The 19,011-nt window shown below is 28.1% G+C and carries 19 protein-coding genes; 17 read left to right on the top strand and 2 right to left on the bottom strand.

The window, feature by feature from the left end:
• The 16 genes from rfbA (at window position 1) to EV196_RS03195 (ending at window position 16,119) form a co-directional block, all read left to right on the top strand.
• Window positions 1-858 (top strand): glucose-1-phosphate thymidylyltransferase RfbA, encoded by an 858-nt coding sequence (gene rfbA, locus EV196_RS03270; RefSeq protein WP_132214840.1) that lies wholly within the window; start codon window positions 1-3, stop codon window positions 856-858.
• Between the two features lies 1 nt (window position 859).
• On the top strand, window positions 860-1,411 hold the full coding sequence (gene rfbC / locus EV196_RS03265) for a dTDP-4-dehydrorhamnose 3,5-epimerase (RefSeq protein ID WP_132214838.1): 552 nt from the start codon (window positions 860-862) through the stop codon (window positions 1,409-1,411).
• The gene (gene rfbD / locus EV196_RS03260) at window positions 1,408-2,205 is read left to right on the top strand and encodes a dTDP-4-dehydrorhamnose reductase (protein ID WP_132214836.1); all 798 of its coding nucleotides are present in this window, start codon (window positions 1,408-1,410) and stop codon (window positions 2,203-2,205) included. The genes rfbC and rfbD overlap by 4 nt, the downstream gene beginning before the upstream one ends.
• A 110-nt stretch (window positions 2,206-2,315) precedes the next feature.
• Window positions 2,316-3,626 carry an oligosaccharide flippase family protein gene (locus EV196_RS03255; RefSeq protein WP_132214834.1) on the top strand — a complete coding sequence of 437 codons (1,311 nt, stop codon included), beginning with the start codon at window positions 2,316-2,318 and terminating at the stop codon, window positions 3,624-3,626.
• Between the two features lie 45 nt (window positions 3,627-3,671).
• Window positions 3,672-4,373, top strand: a complete 702-nt coding sequence (locus EV196_RS03250) for an acyltransferase (protein WP_132214832.1) — start codon at window positions 3,672-3,674, stop codon at window positions 4,371-4,373.
• Window positions 4,374-4,414: 41 nt separating this feature from the next.
• The gene (locus EV196_RS03245) at window positions 4,415-5,263 is read left to right on the top strand and encodes a hypothetical protein (RefSeq protein ID WP_132214830.1); all 849 of its coding nucleotides are present in this window, start codon (window positions 4,415-4,417) and stop codon (window positions 5,261-5,263) included.
• 49 nt (window positions 5,264-5,312) lie between these two features.
• Window positions 5,313-6,380 (top strand): EpsG family protein, encoded by a 1,068-nt coding sequence (locus EV196_RS03240; RefSeq protein WP_132214828.1) that lies wholly within the window; start codon window positions 5,313-5,315, stop codon window positions 6,378-6,380.
• Window positions 6,367-7,137 (top strand): glycosyltransferase family 2 protein, encoded by a 771-nt coding sequence (locus tag EV196_RS03235; RefSeq protein ID WP_165876088.1) that lies wholly within the window; start codon window positions 6,367-6,369, stop codon window positions 7,135-7,137. The genes EV196_RS03240 and EV196_RS03235 overlap by 14 nt, the downstream gene beginning before the upstream one ends.
• 3 nt (window positions 7,138-7,140) lie before the next feature.
• Window positions 7,141-7,686, top strand: coding sequence for an acyltransferase (locus EV196_RS03230; RefSeq protein WP_132214824.1), 546 nt, complete (start codon window positions 7,141-7,143; stop codon window positions 7,684-7,686).
• A 3-nt stretch (window positions 7,687-7,689) separates the two neighbouring features.
• Entirely contained in the window at window positions 7,690-8,766 is a 1,077-nt protein-coding gene (locus tag EV196_RS03225) for a glycosyltransferase (RefSeq protein WP_132214822.1), read from the top strand.
• 46 nt (window positions 8,767-8,812) lie between these two features.
• Entirely contained in the window at window positions 8,813-10,465 is a 1,653-nt protein-coding gene (locus tag EV196_RS03220) for an O-antigen ligase family protein (protein WP_207902805.1), read from the top strand.
• Window positions 10,453-11,211 carry a glycosyltransferase family 2 protein gene (locus tag EV196_RS03215; protein ID WP_132214817.1) on the top strand — a complete coding sequence of 253 codons (759 nt, stop codon included), beginning with the start codon at window positions 10,453-10,455 and terminating at the stop codon, window positions 11,209-11,211. Before EV196_RS03220 ends, EV196_RS03215 begins: the two co-directional genes overlap by 13 nt.
• Before the next feature lie 276 nt (window positions 11,212-11,487).
• Entirely contained in the window at window positions 11,488-12,840 is a 1,353-nt protein-coding gene (locus EV196_RS03210) for an exopolysaccharide biosynthesis polyprenyl glycosylphosphotransferase (protein ID WP_132214815.1), read from the top strand.
• Between the two features lie 87 nt (window positions 12,841-12,927).
• Window positions 12,928-13,914 (top strand): UDP-glucuronic acid decarboxylase family protein, encoded by a 987-nt coding sequence (locus tag EV196_RS03205; RefSeq protein ID WP_132214813.1) that lies wholly within the window; start codon window positions 12,928-12,930, stop codon window positions 13,912-13,914.
• A 9-nt stretch (window positions 13,915-13,923) separates the two neighbouring features.
• Window positions 13,924-15,333: an exopolysaccharide biosynthesis polyprenyl glycosylphosphotransferase gene (locus EV196_RS03200; protein WP_132214811.1), complete on the top strand. Its 1,410-nt coding sequence runs from the start codon at window positions 13,924-13,926 to the stop codon at window positions 15,331-15,333.
• 6 nt (window positions 15,334-15,339) lie between these two features.
• Window positions 15,340-16,119, top strand: a complete 780-nt coding sequence (locus EV196_RS03195; protein ID WP_132214809.1) for a glycosyltransferase family 2 protein — start codon at window positions 15,340-15,342, stop codon at window positions 16,117-16,119.
• Here the strand turns inward: EV196_RS03195 and EV196_RS03190 are convergent.
• The gene (locus tag EV196_RS03190) at window positions 16,103-17,410 is read right to left on the bottom strand and encodes a phenylacetate--CoA ligase family protein (RefSeq protein ID WP_132214807.1); all 1,308 of its coding nucleotides are present in this window, start codon (window positions 17,408-17,410) and stop codon (window positions 16,103-16,105) included. The genes EV196_RS03195 and EV196_RS03190 overlap by 17 nt on opposite strands.
• A 91-nt stretch (window positions 17,411-17,501) precedes the next feature.
• Between EV196_RS03190 and purD the strand changes: the two genes are divergently transcribed.
• Window positions 17,502-18,773: a phosphoribosylamine--glycine ligase gene (purD, locus tag EV196_RS03185; protein WP_132214805.1), complete on the top strand. Its 1,272-nt coding sequence runs from the start codon at window positions 17,502-17,504 to the stop codon at window positions 18,771-18,773.
• Here purD and EV196_RS03180 read toward each other — a convergent pair.
• Complete coding sequence (locus EV196_RS03180; protein ID WP_132214803.1) at window positions 18,768-18,995, bottom strand: DUF6341 family protein; 228 nt, start codon at window positions 18,993-18,995, stop codon at window positions 18,768-18,770. The genes purD and EV196_RS03180 overlap by 6 nt on opposite strands.
• Window positions 18,996-19,011 lie beyond the last annotated feature (16 nt).

Here is a 19,011-nt window from a genome sequence, read left to right as displayed (position 1 = left end):
ATGAAAGGCATCATATTAGCAGGAGGCTCAGGAACACGTTTGCACCCACTTACCAAAGTGGTAAGTAAGCAACTCATGCCAGTTTATGATAAACCCATGATATATTATCCACTTACCACTTTAATGTCGGCTGGAATAAATGAAATTTTAATAATTTCAACATCTAAAGACATACCAAGGTTTAAAGAACTATTAGGAAGTGGTAAAGATTACGGTTGTACTTTTGAATATGCTATACAAGAACAGCCTAAAGGATTAGCTGAAGCATTTTTAATAGGTGAGAGCTTTATAGGAAACGATAGTGTCGCGCTTATTTTGGGCGATAATATATTTTATGGCTCGGGCTTAGATGAAACCTTAAGGTCTAAAGTTGACCCAGATGGTGGTGTAATTTTCGCCTACCATGTTCAAGACCCGCAACGTTATGGTGTTGTAGAATTTGATAAAGATAACAATGCTATTTCTATTGAAGAAAAGCCAGAAAAACCAAAATCAAACTATGCTGTTCCTGGTATATATTTTTATGATAATTCTGTGATTTCTATTGCAAAAAGTATACAACCAAGTCAAAGAGGCGAATTAGAAATAACAGATGTAAATAAAGCTTATTTAAAGCTGGGCAAATTAAAAGTTCAAATTTTAGATAAAGGTACAGCTTGGTTAGATACCGGTACATTTACGTCATTAATGCAGGCATCTCAATTTGTTCAGGTAATCGAAGAGCGTCAAGGACAAAAAATTGGATGTATAGAGGAAACGGCATTTAATATGGGATATATAAAAAGAAATCAACTACTTAAACTAGCCGAACCCTTATTAAAAAGTGGTTATGGCGAATATCTTCAACAAATAAAATAGTATGAAAATTGAAGAAACACACTTAAAGGGCTGTTTTGTAATTACACCAAAAGTTTTTGAAGATGAAAGAGGTTACTTTTTTGAAAGCTTTAATCAACATGTTTTTGAAACAGATACTGGCATCAACGTTAATTTTGTACAAGATAATCAGTCTATGTCCGCTAAAAAAGTGTTAAGAGGGCTGCATTTTCAAACAGGAGAATACGCTCAAGCCAAATTAGTGCAAGTAATTAAAGGTAAAGTGTTAGATGTTTGTGTCGATATTAGAAAAAAATCGCCCACTTTCGGACAACATTTTTCAATAATATTAGACGACAAAAATCGTAAACAACTCTATATTCCTAGAGGGTTTGCTCATGGTTTTGTGGTGCTAGAGAACAATACGATATTTTCTTATAAATGTGATTATTTTTATAATAACAAAAATGAAGCGGGCATTATATTTAATGATAAAACATTAAATATTGATTGGGGAATTTCAGAAAATGAGTTAATTATTTCAGAAAAAGATAAGCTTTTACCAACTTTCGAAAACCTATTCAATTTAATATGAATAAGAAAGTACTCGTAACTGGAGCTAATGGTCAGTTAGGTAAAACCATTGAAGAATTGTATTCAATAAATGATGCTAGTTTAGAGTTTACTTTTGTTTCCAAAGAAAATTTAGACATAACAAATGAAGGCGAACTCCTTTTGTATTTTAAAGCAAATAAGTTTGATTACTGTATAAATTGTGCAGCATATACAAACGTAGAACAAGCTGAAAAAACACCTGAAATTGCCTATAGAGTAAATGCAGAAGCTGTTAAAAACTTAGCAGAATCGTGTAAAGAAAATAATATCACTTTAATCCACATATCAACAGATTATGTTTTTGATGGAGAAAAAATCGAACCATATGAGCTAACAGATGTCCCAAACCCAATAAACGAATATGGAAAATCTAAACTATTAGGAGAGCAATATATCCAGAGAACTTTAGAAAAATATTTTATCATAAGAACTTCCTGGTTGTATAGTAAAAAATATAGTAAAAATTTTTACAAATCAATACTAGAAAAGGTTAAAGTTGAAAACGAACTTTTTATTACTGATGAACAAATAGGATGCCCAACAAATACTGAAAATTTAGCTGATTTTATTATTAAGATAATTATTGTTAGGATAAGCAAGTTTGGACTCTATCACTTTTGTGATGAAAAAGCAATGACATGGTATGATTTTGCAAATCAAGTTTTATTTGAGAATTATTTATTAGATAAAATTAAACTTGTAAAAAGTAATAGCTATCGTACTTTTGCGAAACGACCGAAAAATTCAGTTTTAATAAACTCAAAATTATCTTAAAATTGGAATAGGGAAGGATGTTTTTAACTATATGGTTTAGGATGGAAATCAAAATATTGAATTGGAAGCAAGAATTGAAAAATATGATGAGAATTTTTAAGTTTTGATTTATGAAGAGCAGCAATGAAACTAAATCATATAAGATTAATACTTTTTTAAATCTTTTTTTAAAAATAGGATCTCTTGGTTTTAATTTATTAACCATCCCCCTGTTAATAAATTATCTTGGAGAAGAAAGATTCGGTATTTGGCAAACTTTCATATCATTAACAATGATAATAACTGTTTTTAAATTAGGGTATGACAATGGATTACGGAATAGAATAACAGCCTTAATTGCTAAAGACCAGAAAGATGAAATAAGCGGGATTGTTTACGGAGCTTTTAGCCATATTTCAAAAACAACATTTTTTATTGCTTTTCCATTAATTATAATTGTATATAATATTGACCCAACCAGATTTATTGAAGATGTAACTATACCGAAAGAAGAAATTATATATTCATTATTGATTTTTCTTTTCTTTTCTTTTCTTAATAATATATTAAGTTTAACTGACTCAATTTCTTTAGGGTTTCAAAAAAGTTTTTTTACTTCCTCTGTACAGTTTGTTTTTGTTTTTGTTTTTTATATAGTAATTTTTTGTTTTTTCAAAATAGAGCTAGGTAGTAGTTTGATTTACACTGTTTTAACTTATTGTGTAGTTAGGTTAATTGTTTACATTTTATATTTCTTCTTTGTTAAGAAAAAGTTCAGGTTAAAAGTTTTAAAATATACTAATATAGATAGTTTTAAAAAAATGTCATATAATTTTTTTATAATACAGGGATTAGGCCTTACATATATGTATATAGATAATTTTGCAATTACTTATTCCCTTGGCCCTGTTAAGACTGCAGAATATTCGATTATTTATAAATTATTTTTTTCAATTATAAATATTTTTTCAATTTTGTTAATTCAATTTTGGGACAGCTCTAGATTAGCGTATTTGAAGAATGAGTTTGTTTGGATAAAAAAAATGATTATACGATTCTCACTTTTAAGTGTTTTGATTTTATTGGGTTGTCTAACGGTAAGTGTTTTTGCTAAAGAGCTTATGTTTATGTTTTTAGGAAATTCAGAGTTGGAATTTGAAAGAACCACTTTTTATTTATTTTCAATATATACTTTTGTTCATTGTCTTTTTGCAATTTTCATTAATTTATTTAATGGTATCAACTTGTTTTCTTATCAAAAAATAGCATTAGTAGTTATGTTAATGATATATTTATCAGCATTGATTTTTGGTAATCTCTCAACGTATGGATATAATCTAATTCTAATAATAAAAATTATATGTACAATTGTGGTTTTGCCAATTTTAATAGTTCCTTATCTAAGAAAATTCTACTTTAGCACAAGTTTAGATGTTAATTAATCTTATTAAAAGGGATGAGTTATTTATGAAAATTAATACAAAAAAATGACATTCAATTACTTTATAATGTATGTCTTAGGGAGGTTTTATAAAATATTTCTCAAGATTTGGTACAGAGGAAAAATAGAATTTATTGGTAATGGGGTTTTTTTAGGAAAAATAATATGTAAGGGGAGTTCTGTAAAAATTTATAACGATTCAGGGTTTGTTGTTTTTAGTAAATTTGTGTTTATAGGAAATAACATAACAATTAATTTTATTAACAATGCCAGGGTGAAAAAATGTTCTTTTATTTTTAAAGCAAATAACTGTTCGCTCTCTGTAGAAGGTTCTAGAAATATAACTAATACTATATTTGAAGTGTTAGATAATGATTGTTCTATTATTGTAGGAGAGAATACAGGGCTTAATACTAATAGAATATTGGTTGCTGGAAAAAGTAATTATATTAAAATAGGAAAAGAATGTGTTTTTGCAGAGAATGCTGAAGTTTGGGCATCTGACACGCATTCTATTTTAGACCTTAAAACGAATAGAAGGATTAATTTAGATAAACCAATAATTATTGGCGATTATGTGTGGATAGGGAATAGGGCACTCATATTAAAAGGGTCTGAAATAGGAAATAATTCAATAATTGGTGCAAATTCCACTGTAACAGATAAATTCAAAAAAAATGTATTATTAGCTGGAACCCCAGCTAAAGAAATAAAAGAAGGTGTGTATTGGGATATAAATAGATTATAAAAAAAAATTACAATCTGAGTATTATATATTAAAAAATTACAATGATTACATTAGTAAATTTTGCAGATAAAAAATTTAAAAAAAAGCGAAACTGGAGCAGTTTTACAGCCAAATTATTTGGGAAAGTTAATAAGGTAATTAAATATGGTCCTGAAGATATAGACAAAGCTTATATCGAGAAAAATAAAGAAAGTGTAAAGTATAGAGATAAAGGATTTGGAAATTATTTCTGGAAACCCTTTATAGTTAATAAAGCGCTTAATGAAATAAATGATGGTGAATATCTATTTTATGCAGATAGTGGCACTTTGTTTATTAAAACTGTCGTTCCATTAATTAAACATATGGAGAAACAAGAAAAGAATATAATGTGTTTTAGATTACCGTTAATTGAAAAACAATGGACTAAAAGAGATGCTTTTTTACTGATGGATTGTGATAAAGCTTATTATAAAGACTCTACGCAAATTATGGGAGGTTTCATTATTTTAAAGAAATGTAAAGAAAGTATGGAGTTTATAAATCAATGGATTAAGTTTTCTTCTGACAACCGAATTCTAAGTGATGATGAAAATGTAATGGGGAAATCAAACGATCGAGAGTTTATTGCTCATAGACATGATCAATCTGTTCTAAGTTTATTATCTAAAAAACATTCTAATGTTTTAATTGAAGGAGATATAACGGATTATGGATGTTTTCCATATAGGTACATTAATAACTTAAATAATATGGATAAAAAATGTTTATATGATAAAAACATAATAAATAACCCTGAGATTAATGCTTTCAGAGGGACTATTCTGTTAAATAGAAAAAATGATCCTGTAATTTATTTTTGTAAATATTTAGTTAGGCAAATTCTTTTTAAAATAGGAATCAGAAAATAAAATGTTTATTTAAATTTCATCACTATCTCCTTATAAGAAAAATAAGTATATGTTTATTTACATTCTTTTTTTTATTGTTGTATTTCTACTTTTGGAGGCAGGGAAATATAAAATAGTTGAAGGTGTTAATTTTTATTGGTTAGCGTATTTTTTTATTTTCATATTTAGTGCTTTTCGTTTTGATGTTGGTTATGATTTCGAAATGTATTATAATTTAATTGAGGGAAAATCAAGATGGCTTGAGGCACAGTTAAATAGGTTTGATTTTTTAAGTAGAGAGCTAGTCATTTTTTCTAGTTATATTAAATTTACTCAATTCTTTTTTATTGTATCCTCATTTTTAATAATGTTTTTGACATATAAAGTGATTAAAAGAGAAAGCAAAGATTTTGTTATTTCTACTTTAGTGTTTCTATCATTCCCAATATTTTTTCTCAACTCATTCTCTATAGTTAGGCAATATATGGCTCTTTCTATAGTATTCTATTCGCTGAGATATATAAGTTCTAGAAAATTACTTTATTTTTTAATAGCAATATTTGTGGCTGTATTTTTTCATAAAACGGCAATTGTAGCGATAGTGCTATATTGGATTTATAATTTAAAGCTTAAAAACATACACTTTATTATAATATTTATAGGAGGTTTCTTTTCTTCTAAATTACTTTATTTCCTTGTTGAATACTTACTTCCACATTATTTGAAATATTTAGATGAGAATGTAGGTGTAGGTGGAGATAAGCTTTTATTGTTATTTCAAATTATTGGTTTTTTTATTTTATTTTTTGTAGATAAAAAAAAGGAGGATTTAGTCTATAACTTTTATATAAACACTTTTTATGTTGGGTTATTTATATGGTCAAGCCTAGCGCCTTATGGCCATGCAGGGTATAGAGGAGCGCTATATTTTATTGTCTTTTTTATTTTATTAGCACCAGAGGTTATTCAGATCATAAAGCAAAGGAGGCTTTTAAAACAAATAACTTATATAGTTGGTTTTTGTTTCTTTATTTTTACTTTATGGCTAGGAACAAAAAACATACATAAAGATCCTAATATTCCATATCGTGTATTTTTTTTAACAGATAAAACTCATTTTAAAAGTGTTACACCGTAAAAAAAGACCATTAGTTAGTATTATCACTATTACTTTTAATAATGAAAATACAGTCAAAGACACAATTGAGTCATTATTAAATCAAACTTATGATAATCTAGAATATATAATTGTTGATGGCCAATCATTAGATGAAACGGTCTCAATAATAAATCAATATGAAGATAAAATTAAAAGTAGAAATATTTTGTTTAAATTTTTGAGCGAGAAAGATGAAGGTATTGCTGATGCTTGGAATAAAGGTTTAAAACTTTCAACAGGAGATATAATTGGAATGCTGAATTCTGATGATTGGTATGATAATATGGCAGTTGAAAATGTTGTAAATTGTTTGAATATTAATAATTCTGAATTATCTTATGGAGTTTGTAAAAGGGTTAATGAAAAGAATGAGGTTACTGAAGTTATGGATAAAAAATTTAATCCTAAAAGAATTTATTTAAATTTTGGTTTTTCTCATACAACTTGTTTTGCAACAAGAAAAACTTACGATTTAGTAGGCGGATTTAATTTAGATTATAAAATAGCAATTGATACAGACTTTTTGTTTAGGGCTTTTAAGTTAGGTGTTAAATTTAAAAAATGTTCTAATGTTACTTTTATGAGATTAGGAGGAGTAAGCACAAAATTTAAAAGTGTAGCTTTAAATGAAAATCAGAGGGCTATGTTAAATAATGGGTTTAATCCTATATTTGTATTTATTTATGGAATGATTAAAAAAGGGATTTTGATATTACAAGAATTTAAATTGTTATAGTTTATGAAAAAGAAAATTTTATGGATTCCCTTTTACTTTCTTATCCATTACCTTCCAAATCACATAATAAATAAAATACCCTTTTATTTCATAAGGCATTTTTATTATAAATTAATAATTGGAATTAAAATAGGTTCAGGTAGTAGCATACACATGAATGTGATTATTAATAAGAGAAATATTAAGATAGGAAATAATAGCGCTATCAGTAGAGGGTGTTATTTAGATGGACGTGGTGGTTTGATTATTGGGAATAATGTTTCTGTCTCGCCTGGGGTTCAGTTTATCACAGCTTCGCATGATGTTAATAGTAGTGATTTTAAATATATTAAAAAGCAAATTATCATTGAAGATTATGTATGGATAGGAACTAACGCAATTATACTTCCTGGCGTAAAGTTATGCAAGGGTTCAGTTGTTGCGGCGGGATCTGTAGTTAGTAAAGATGTTGAAGAATATAATATTGTTGGAGGCGTACCTTCAAAATTCATGTCTTTAAGAAATAAAAATTTAAACTATAATTGTCGTTGGTTTCCTCCTTTTGATTAAAATATGAAAGAAAAAAAAATTTTAATAGTTGATTTTAATGGAACTTCTGCAATATACACGCATTATCTGTCTAATGGTCTAAAATGCTCTAATGTAGAAGTTTTTATTTTAGGAAAAAAAAAACCTCCTTTTTTGGATGTCTTTAAAGAAACCAATACTTATTTAGGTGTAAACACAGGATTAAAATTAATTGATTATTTACTTAACTGGATTTGGCTTTTATTAAATTTTAAAAAATTTGATGGAATAGTGATTCAGTGGTTGCAACTACTTCGATATTTTAGTTTTGAAGTTTATTTGGTGTCTTTTCTCCAAAAAAAAATTCCTGTCATATACATTGTGCATAACTTATATCCTCATAATAATGAAAATTTCAAAATAAAAAAACGTTATAATTTACTTTATAATAAAGTTAAAAATATTGCAGTTCAAACTAAAAATATCAAAACTATTATTCACAAAATCAATGGTAAATCAAATATAATTAAAATTCAGCATGGATTATTCTTTAAAGAGTTTAGAAAACCAATATTTAATTCAAATAGTAATAATTGTTTAATTATAGGATATATTTCTAAATATAAAGGGATAGAAGACGCTATAGAAGTTGCTAAGATGTTAAAAGAGAGTCAGGAATCTTTTTTTTTAGAGATTATAGGATATGGAGAACCAAATTACATTGAAGCACTTAATAAGAGAGTTTTAGATTATAATTTATCAGATAGAATTAAAATTTATCCAAATGAAGTTTCAACCAATTTTTTAATTAAAAAAATAGTAGAGGCTTCTATGCTTTGGTTACCTTATAAAGAAATAAGTCAAAGCGGTGTAGCCTATACATCCATAGGTTTAGGGGTGCCTTTTGTCGCATATAATGTTGGAAATTTTAAAGAAGCTTTTGGAACTGGAAAAGTTGTAGAAATAGTAGAAAAAGATAATGTAATAGACTTTTGTAAATCTGTTCAAAAAGTCTTAAGAAATAATGGTAGTTACAGAAATAATATAAACAAATTTTTTCCAGATGACTTATGGAGTACCAACAGTATTCTAATTAAAGAAATGTTTAGAAATGTTAAATAAGTTACTAATAAATAACAAGTCCTTTTGTGTTTTTACAGGAAGTTTAGTGATTCCATCATTACTATTGCCTATTAAGTATTCTAGTATACTTTTAGTAATTCTTTTTTTGATTGTTATTTATAAATTAATAACTAAACAAAGAGAAATTAATTTCCCTAAAATTTTATTATTACCTTTTATTATCTATTATATATCAATAATAATTTCATTTCTTATTGACGTTTATTTTGGAATTATAAATTTTGATTTTTTGTTAAGAAATTTGGTAATTATTATAGTACCCCTATTTGTTTTTACTTCAAATTTAAATGAAATTGGAATAAAAAAAATGCTAAATATTTCTTCAATTATAATCTCTTCGCTTGGAGTGGTCTTTATTCTATTATGGGTAACAGGATATATGAAATATTTTAATCAACAAGAATTTAAAAAAAATGAATGGATAAAAAGTGGAATAACCTCAATCGATAATTATAAACCTAACGATTCTGTTTTTGAGTTTGAGATAGGGACAACTTCAAAAACAAATTCATTTAGAAAAGTAGGGTCTTTATCAAAATGGAACAAGAAAGATTCGGTAATTAGAGAATTAACTATCAAGGTTAAGAAAAGTAATCAAGACGTTTGGGTATACTTTCGTAATTTTAATAAAAAACAGAGTCAAGGAGCCTGGTTTAATGCTAAAACAGGGCAGATTGGGTTGACTCAAAAAGGCATTAAGGCTGAAACTAAATTGTTGCCAAATGGTTATTTTAAGTTTATATTAAAAGATAAACCTCAAAGAAAATCTACTAGAGAATGGTTTCACTTTTCTTTGGTTAGTGAAAATGGTGGTAATAAATGGTATGCTGAACAACAAAAAAGCAACAAGTTAATTCAGTTACTACCCCCCAAGTTTTATTTAAGTTCAGGGCAAGATTTATTACAAAAAAAATCATTGTTAAGCTATAAAATAACAAGTTTTAGTAGCCTTCATAGTTATGCTCATGGAACATATATGAGTTTGGTTTTTACTTTTTCTTTAATGTTTTTACTTTTTAATCAGTTTTTAAACAAATGGATTCGGTATCTTTTTATAGCTATAAATATTTTCATTATTTTTAGTTTAGCTTCAAAAGCGGTAATTATTAGTTTGATTATTTTGTTTCCCATTTATTATTATAAATGTATATATCGCAATAAATATACTGTTGCCTTTTGTCTTATTTGTTTTATTGTTGTTTTAATTGGATTTAAAGGTTATGCAATAGATAGGTTTGTTGATATGTATAAAACACTAACTATAGATAATAAAGGAGATTTAGAAAATTTAAGCACTAATGAACGGATTCATATCTATGAAAATTATTACAACTTAATAGATAAGAATTATTGGTTTGGTTATGGTAATATAAACGGGAAAAATGCAGTTAAAACAATATACAATCATGATTTTAATACTCATAATCAATATATTCAAAGTTTATTTAATTCTGGCTTTTTAGGTTTTTTATTATTTATTTTATTTTGTTTATCCCCATTTATTTTAATAAAGAGTACTATTAATAATAGAAATGAGTATATGTTTTTTTTATTAATAGTACTCTTTAATTTTTTATTTGAATCTTTATTGTATAGACAATGGGGATTAATTTTAGTAAGTTTTATCTTTGCCATTTACTTACAAACATTTAAATTGAAGTTAAGATGGTCTCGATAATTATTCCTGTTTATAATTGTGAAAATTTTTTAACACAATGTATTGAATCTGTCTTTAATCAAACTTTTAAAGATTGGGAACTAATTTTAATAGATGATTGTTCAACAGATGGATCAAGAAACATTATTAAGAAATATGCAGAAATAGATTCGAGAGTAAAGTTTTATTTTTTTGATTGTAATGTTGGTGCAGGTTTAGCAAGAAATAAAGGAATTGAGATATCAGAAATGAGATTTATTGCTTTTTTAGATAGTGATGACTTTTGGCATAAGGATAAACTAAAAATGCAAATAGATTTTATGTTAAAAAATAATTTTAGTTTTTCCTATACTAGGTTTTATCAATTGAATGATAGAGAGGAACCAACAAAAATTATTTTATCTCCAAAAACGATAAATGCAAAACAATTGTTGCGAAACAATTATATAAAGACTTTAACAGCAATATATGACACTAAATTATTAGGTAAGGTTTATATGCCAGATTATAGAAAGAGACAGGACTGGGGGCTATGGTTTAATATTTTAGAAAAGGCGAAAATAGCTCATTGTTTACCTAAACCACTTGCTTATTACAGAACTTCTAACACAACATCTTTGAGCACGAACAAATTTGTGTTGATTAGGGAAAACTATAATTTTTATCGTTTATTTTTAAAAAAAAATATTTTAACATGTACTTTAATGATGATTATTTTTTTAGTAGTACATCTTAGATTTAAGGCATATGGTTTTAAAAGGTTATAATTTAATTTCTTAAATCAATCATTTATTCTTTATTTGCATAATGAGATGTTTAATAATTAATTCTCTAAAAAGAAATTTACCAAAGAATAAAATAGAATAAATTAAGGTATTTTTGCTTTCATTATGGTTATCCGGTTTTGATTAGATTTTCATTAGTTAAATGTAACTAAGATTCATATTTTTTTCGTCCTTTTGTATTAATTCAAATAAACCAATCAATTTTCAAGTTAGTAAAGATATTATAAAAGAGCTATTTGTATATTTAAAATAAAAAAATTGAACTATAAACAGGGTAGATATTCAAAATTCATTAAACCATTAGTAGGGTTTATTGATTTAATAATTATAAATGGGGCAACTTTTATTATCCCTATTAATTTAAGCAATCATTATCTGTTTAATTTTTATATATCTATTTTATGGTTAATTATATCTGTAAAGAATAATTTTTATGAAGTTCACCGTCATACTAAAATAATACAGATAACTCCACTTTTAATTAGACAAATAATATTTTATGCCATTATTCTTTATGCTTATATGGGTTTTTTTAAGCAACCAGATGTTGGAAGATTGGCACTTGCTAAATATCTTTTGTTTATTACTCTATTAATATGGTCTTTCAAGTTTTTTACATTTTTTTTATTAAAAAAATTTCGTGCTATTCTAAGTGGTAATGGGAGAAAAGTTATTGTAGTTGGTAAAAATACCAAAACAAGGCAGTTAATAAATATTTTTAAAGATAATCCAGATTATGGATATCAATTTAAAGCAAATTTTTCTATAAATGATGTAGATTTTTCTTTGGATAAATGTTTTAATTATATCATTGAAAATAATATAGATGAAATTTATTTTTCAGTTGCTGAGTTATCAAATAAGCAAATTAATAGATTAATAGATTTTTCTGACAATAATTTAAGAACACTTAAATTTATACCAGACAATAAAGATATTTTTTCTAAAAACCTCAAATTTGAGTATTATGACTATATTCCAATTCTTTCTTTAAGAAAAATCACATTACACGAGCCTATAAACTCTTTTGTTAAAAGAACTTTTGATCTCGTTTTTTCAACACTAGTGATATTATTTATACTGTCATGGTTAACACCATTGATAGCATTTCTTATTAGAATAGAATCAAAAGGGCCTATTTTTTTTAAACAAGTAAGGCATGGTCTAGATGGTCAAGAGTTTAATTGTTTAAAGTTCCGATCTATGGCAGTAAATAAAAATACTGATGACTTACATGTTAAGAAAAATGATATGAGAGTTACAAAGGTGGGTAAATTTATACGTAAAACTAGTTTAGATGAAATGCCCCAGTTTTATAACGTGTTTTCTGGAGACATGTCTATTGTTGGTCCCAGGCCACATATGATTTCACTTTCAGAAGTATATATGCAGAAAGCAGATAAGTATATGGTTAGGCACAATGTAAAACCAGGTATAACAGGGTTAGCTCAAGTTAGTGGTTATAGAGGCGAGGTAGAAAATGATTTAGATATAATAAATAGAGTAAAATACGATATATTTTATATTGAAAATTGGTCTTTATTGTTAGATGCTAATATCGTTATTCAAACATTTTTAAATATATTTAAAGGAGACGAAAAGGCTTATTAATTATTTTAACAAGCCTAATTTAAATGCTTTATGTTTAATTGGCAACAATAATATAGTTTTATATATAGAAACAATAAAAATCAACATATGAAAAAAGTATTAATTACAGGGGCAGCAGGTTTTTTAGGTTCTCATTTATGTGATCGCTTCATTAAAGAAGGGTATAAAGTTATCGGGATGGACAATTTTATAACAGGTGATAAAAAGAATATTGCTCATTTATCAAACAACGAGAATTTTGAATTTATAGATCACGATGTTTCCGAATACATAAAATATGACGGAGATTTAGATTACATACTACATTTCGCATCACCTGCAAGTCCAATCGACTACTTAAAAATCCCCATTCAAACATTAAAAGTAGGCTCTTTAGGAACACATAATTTATTAGGCTTAGCAAAAGCCAAAAATGCTAGAATGCTTATCGCTTCTACTTCCGAGGTTTATGGAGATCCACTGGTACATCCGCAAACAGAAGATTATTACGGAAATGTAAATACCATAGGCCCTCGTGGTGTATATGATGAAGCCAAACGTTTCCAAGAATCTATTACCATGGCATACCACAGATTTCATGGCGTAGAAACCCGTATAGTAAGAATTTTTAATACCTACGGTCCAAGAATGAGACTAAATGATGGCCGTGTAATACCTGCATTTATGGGGCAAGCACTTAGAGGTGAAGATTTAACCATTTTTGGAGATGGTTCGCAAACGCGTTCTTTTTGCTATGTAGACGATCAAGTAGACGGAATATATAAATTGTTATTAAGCGACTATGCGGAGCCTGTAAACATTGGAAATCCACACGAAATTTCCATAAAGGATTTTGCTGAAGAAATTATAAAATTAACAGGAACAACCCAAAAAGTAATTTATCAAGATTTACCTGTTAACGACCCCATGCAACGTCAACCAGATATAACATTAGCTAAAAAGTTATTGGGCTGGGAGCCAAAAGTAGATAGAGCAGAAGGGATGAAAATAACCTATGACTATTTTAAAGGTTTAACCGAAGATGAGCTTTATAAAAGTGAACACAAAGATTTCTCCAGTTTTATTAATAAGTAAAATGAGCTGATGGAGTATAAACGCGGAAGATATTCATGGCTATTAAGACCCATATTAATTACATTCGATCTTATAGTTATAAATTTTTTCGCGTTTAATCTTTTAAATTTTAATGATGAAAACCTGTATTTTTTTTCGTTAAAATTACTTAACAATAAAAATTTGCTCTATGCCATTTATTCTACTGTCTTGTGGCTAACATCAACCTATTTTTTAAATTTTTATAAAGTTTATAGGCATACTTCGATTCTCCATGTAGTGTCTATTTTATTTAGGCAATTTCTAATATATTCAATAATTGTATTTGCGTTTTTGGGGGTATTTAGAAGTATAGATATATCTGCGTTTGTAACCTTACGCTATTTATTATATTCATTTGCCGTCATTGGGCTGGTAAAAATAGTGAGCTATTATGTGCTTAAAACATTTAGGCTTTACCTTAAAGGAAATTTAAGAAACGTTATAATTGTGGGTCGTGGAGAAAGTATTGAAGAACTAACTCAAATATTTACTCTTAAAAAAGAACTTGGATACAACTTAAAAGGTGTTTTTGGTATTTCAGAAGATAAAAATACAACAGGAACTATAGCCGAAAGTTTCAGTTTCTTAGAAAAAAATCAAAACATAGATGAAATATATTGTGCCATTGACGACCTATCTGAAAAAGAAGTAAATGAATATGTTAGGTATGCTAATATGCATCATTGCAATATTAAATTTGTGCCCAATAGGTCTAAACTTTTTACTAAACGGCTTCGTGCAGATTATTACAACTATATACCTGTTTTATCAATTGAAGAAGGTGTCTTAAATGATGATTTTAATAAAATTATAAAAAGAAGTTTTGATATTGTTTTTTCACTATTTATAATAATATTTATTCTGTCTTGGTTGTCTATAATCTTATTCATTTTAATCAAAATTGAATCTAAGGGGCCTTTATTTTATCGCCATAAAAGAAACGGAATTAACTACAAAGAATTCTATTGTTATAAATATAGGTCGTTAACGATCACAAATGAAGTTAAAGGTACTTATGTGAAACAAAAAGATAGTAGAGTAACAACTATCGGACGGTTTTTACGTAAAACGAGCATGGATGAGTTACCGCAATTCATAAATGTTTTAAAGGGAGACATGAGTGTTGTTGGCCCCAGACCACATATGCTGTCTTATACCGATGCGTATTCTAAAAAAATAGACAAATACAACTTTATTTATAGGCATCATGTAAAACCAGGCATTACAGGTTTAGCACAAGTAAAAGGTTACAGAGGGGAAGTTGAAACCGATACAGATATTATCAATAGAATAAAGTACGATATATTTTATATAGAAAATTGGTCGTTGCTATTGGATTTAAAAATCATCTTTCAAACACTTCTAAATATCATACATGGCGATGAAAAAGCATATTGAATTCATTTGAAACCATTAGTATCCATCATAACGCCCCTATTTAATTCTGAAGCATTTATTTCGGAAACCATAAACAGTGTTATAAACCAAACCTATAAAAATTGGGAATTACTTTTAATTGATGATTGTTCAACCGATAAAACCATTGAAATAGCACATCAATTTGTTTTAAAATTTCCAAATATAAAACTTATTAAAAACGACAAAAATTTAGGGGCAGCTATTACCAGAAATAAAGGCATTGAAGCTTCTCAAGGCACTTATATTGCTTTTTTAGATGGCGACGATGTATGGAAGCCAGAAAAGCTAGAAAAACAAATTGCGTATATGCAAGCTGAAAATTGCGATGTATGTTTTAGTGGTTACGAGCAAATAGACGAAGCTGGCAAACCGCTTAACAAATTAATAAAAGCCTTACCAGAACTAACCTATCAAAAATATTTAAAAAGTAATTACATCGGTAACTTAACAGGTATTTACAATGCTACTGTTTTAGGCAAAATAAAAGCCCCTGATTTACGTAAACGACAAGATTGGTTGCTTTGGTTGGCTGCCATTAAAAAATCGGGGAAACCCGCTAAAAGTATTGAGGAATCGTTAGCATATTATCGGGTTCGGAAAAATTCCATGTCTGCAAATAAATTGAATTTATTAAAATATAATTATTTAGTGTACAGAAAAGGGTTGGGGTTTTCAACCATAAAATCTGTTTACTACATGCTAATCTTTTTAAATGAGCATTTTTTCGTAAAATCGAAATTAATTGTTTCTACAGAAAAGATTTAAATTGCTTCAACTTTCCTCGGCTGGTGCGTTCTAAAGCTATTTTTCTTTCGAACAGAACCGTTAAATTAGGCTCTAAATATTTAGAAACCGCGTTTTTAATGGCAGTTAATTTTTCTTCGGAAAGTTGATAAGTACTTGTGTAACTTATTTTAAAAGTATCCAATTTCAACTGTTCAATAATAAATTCTTTTACGTTACCATTGTTTTCAATAACGGTTTTGGTTACGTAGTAAAAAGTTAAACCTGCTGCCTTTTTTCCGCTGGGTAAACTCACAATATCGTTTGTTCTACCTACCAAAGATTCTAGAATCGGTTTGTTGGATGTGCTTTCTTTTGAAAGTTTTCCAATATCTCCCAAATCGTATCGAATAAAGGGGTGTGCTTTGTTGTAAAGTGAGGTTACTACAACCCGACCTTCTTCACCGTAGGGTAAAACCATGTTGTTTTTATCTAAAATTTCAATATATAAATCTTCAGTATTTACAATCCATTCGTTTTTGGTGTTTTGAAAGGCAATCAAACCTAATTCTGCGGCGCCGTATTCATTAATAATTGGAATACCAAATTGTGTTTCTAAAAGGTTTTTATCTGCTTCAAAAAGCATTTCTGAAGTAACAATACACGCTTTTAATGTGGGGCAAACCATTTTTAAAACACTGTTTTCCCGTTGTAAATATTTAGCAAATTGAACAATGGAACTTGTGTACCCATTAATGTAATCGAACTTGGTATTTTTAAATATGATGAGGTTCTTTTCAAGTTCAGAATCACTTAAGTCGAATACGGAAAACCGATAACGTTTACTTAAAAAATCTTTAAAACGTTCTTTGTAATACCCTAATTTATTTAATGGAATCCCATAAAAACGGGCTTGTTTCGAGGCGTTAAAATCCAAATGAAACCAACTATATCTATCCATAAAACCAGCCCAAGTTACTGCATGACAAAATTTATCTTTTGCAAAAATAAAAGGGTCGCCAGAGGAACCAGAGGTTTTATTGATGTAAACATTTTTTTTAGTAAAACCATCTGAAAGTCGCTCGCTTAAAGGGTGTTGCAATTGCCGTTTGGTCATTATAGGAATGCTGCTCCAATCTTTCGGATCAGCATCTTTTGCAAACGTTTTATAAAAAGAATTGTGTTTTAAATGAAATGCAACAATGTCTTGTTTTTTAGTTTCAATATAATTTAAAAGTTCATTTTCATCATGCTTCTGAATAGAATTCAAAAGGTTTTTAGCTTTTTCAATAGGAAAGCCATTAAATTTTAATGAAAGATTGAACAAATTCAAGATAAACTATAATTTTTGGTAAAGTAAATAAAAAATAGTCGTGAATTTAGCAGCATTAATTTATTTTTGTGCTTCATTTAAAAACAATTCAATGAATATTTTAATTCTAGGTTCTGGCGGAAGAGAACATACTTTTGCTTGGAAAATTGCTCAAAGTCCATTGTGTAAAAACTTATTTGTGGCTCCAGGAAATTCAGGAACTGCTACTATAGCAACAAATGTTAACATTGGTGTCACCGATTTTGAGGCAATTAAAAAGTTAGTTTTAAGTGAAAAAATTGATATGGTGGTTGTTGGACCAGAAGATCCTTTGGTAGAAGGTGTTCACGATTATTTTTTAAATGATGATGCTATTAAGCACGTAAAAGTCATTGGACCACAAAAAGAAGCCGCCACTTTAGAAGGTAGTAAGGAGTTTGCTAAAGAATTTCTTTACCGTCACAACATTCCAACAGCAGCTTATGAAAGTTTTACAAAAGATACTGTGGAAAAAGGTTTTACCTTTTTAGAAACGTTAAAGCCGCCATATGTATTGAAAGCAGATGGTTTAGCCGCAGGAAAAGGCGTTGTTATTTTAAATGATTTAGAGGAGGCTAAAGCGGAGCTGAAAAGCATGTTAGTAGATGCTAAATTTGGTCAAGCAAGCACCAAAGTGGTTATTGAAGAGTTTTTAAATGGTATTGAATTGAGCTGTTTTGTGTTAACGGATGGTAAAAATTACAAAATTTTGCCAACCGCCAAAGATTACAAACGTATAGGTGAAGGAGATACAGGTTTAAATACGGGTGGTATGGGAGCTGTATCTCCAGTGCCATTTGCTACCGATGAGTTTCTAAATAAAATTGAAGAACGTATTGTAAAACCAACAATTAATGGTTTTAAAAAGGATAATTTGCCTTATGTTGGCTTTGTGTTTATCGGACTTATAAAAGTGGGGGACGACCCAAAAGTTATCGAATACAATGTACGTATGGGCGATCCTGAAACTGAAGTGGTTTTACCAAGATTGAAAAACGATTTTGTTGAAATTCTTCAAGCCATGGGTAACGGGACTTTAGATAAAATTAATATTGAAATTGACCAGCGTGCTGCAACAACCATTATGTTGGTATCTGGTGGTTACCCAGAAGATTACGAAAAAGGAAAAGAAATTACAGGAATAAACGCTATTGAAGGTTCTATTCCGTTTCATGCTGGTGCACAATTAAAAGATGGTAAAGTGGTAACGTCTGGTGGTCGTGTTATGGCGATTACTTCTTATGGAGACACGTACCAAGAGGCCGTAAAAAAATCTTATCAAAATATAGAAAAACTACATTTTGATAAGATGAATTATCGTAAGGATATCGGTTTCGATTTATAGATAAGAATGCGAAGAAATACTTTTGTTTTCTTCGTTATTATCACTGTATTTTTTAAGTTGTAGCATCCAATAAACCATAGCAACAATACCTATGATAATAAAAATCCAAGAAATAAAGTTTGCGGCAAACCAGTTTTCAAGCTCTAAAGCTCTTAAAGCATCATAAGGCAAGAATAAAACATCAACAAATAAATCTTGTATAGCGTAAAAGAAATCTTTCATGGTATTATAATTATTG

Origin of the sequence: Mariniflexile fucanivorans, assembly GCF_004341235.1 — a bacterium.
In the GTDB taxonomy this organism is placed as follows: Bacteria; Bacteroidota; Bacteroidia; order Flavobacteriales; family Flavobacteriaceae; genus Mariniflexile; species Mariniflexile fucanivorans.
This window is presented reverse-complemented; position numbering and strand designations above follow the sequence as displayed.

Bases quoted from the DNA above. Each gene is read 5' to 3' on its own strand.
- EV196_RS03245 (WP_132214830.1), top strand. From the start codon at position 4,415: ATGATTACATTAGTAAATTTTGCAGATAAAAAATTTAAAAAAAAGCGA.
- EV196_RS03225 (WP_132214822.1), top strand. From the start codon at position 7,690: ATGAAAGAAAAAAAAATTTTAATAGTTGATTTTAATGGAACTTCTGCA.
- rfbC (WP_132214838.1), top strand. From the start codon at position 860: ATGAAAATTGAAGAAACACACTTAAAGGGCTGTTTTGTAATTACACCA.
- rfbA (WP_132214840.1), top strand. From the start codon at position 1: ATGAAAGGCATCATATTAGCAGGAGGCTCAGGAACACGTTTGCACCCA.
- EV196_RS03250 (WP_132214832.1), top strand. From the start codon at position 3,672: ATGACATTCAATTACTTTATAATGTATGTCTTAGGGAGGTTTTATAAA.
- EV196_RS03255 (WP_132214834.1), top strand. From the start codon at position 2,316: ATGAAGAGCAGCAATGAAACTAAATCATATAAGATTAATACTTTTTTA.
- EV196_RS03240 (WP_132214828.1), top strand. From the start codon at position 5,313: ATGTTTATTTACATTCTTTTTTTTATTGTTGTATTTCTACTTTTGGAG.
- EV196_RS03215 (WP_132214817.1), top strand. From the start codon at position 10,453: ATGGTCTCGATAATTATTCCTGTTTATAATTGTGAAAATTTTTTAACA.
- EV196_RS03230 (WP_132214824.1), top strand. From the start codon at position 7,141: ATGAAAAAGAAAATTTTATGGATTCCCTTTTACTTTCTTATCCATTAC.
- purD (WP_132214805.1), top strand. From the start codon at position 17,502: ATGAATATTTTAATTCTAGGTTCTGGCGGAAGAGAACATACTTTTGCT.
- rfbD (WP_132214836.1), top strand. From the start codon at position 1,408: ATGAATAAGAAAGTACTCGTAACTGGAGCTAATGGTCAGTTAGGTAAA.
- EV196_RS03205 (WP_132214813.1), top strand. From the start codon at position 12,928: ATGAAAAAAGTATTAATTACAGGGGCAGCAGGTTTTTTAGGTTCTCAT.
- EV196_RS03180 (WP_132214803.1), bottom strand. From the start codon at position 18,995: ATGAAAGATTTCTTTTACGCTATACAAGATTTATTTGTTGATGTTTTA.
- EV196_RS03200 (WP_132214811.1), top strand. From the start codon at position 13,924: ATGGAGTATAAACGCGGAAGATATTCATGGCTATTAAGACCCATATTA.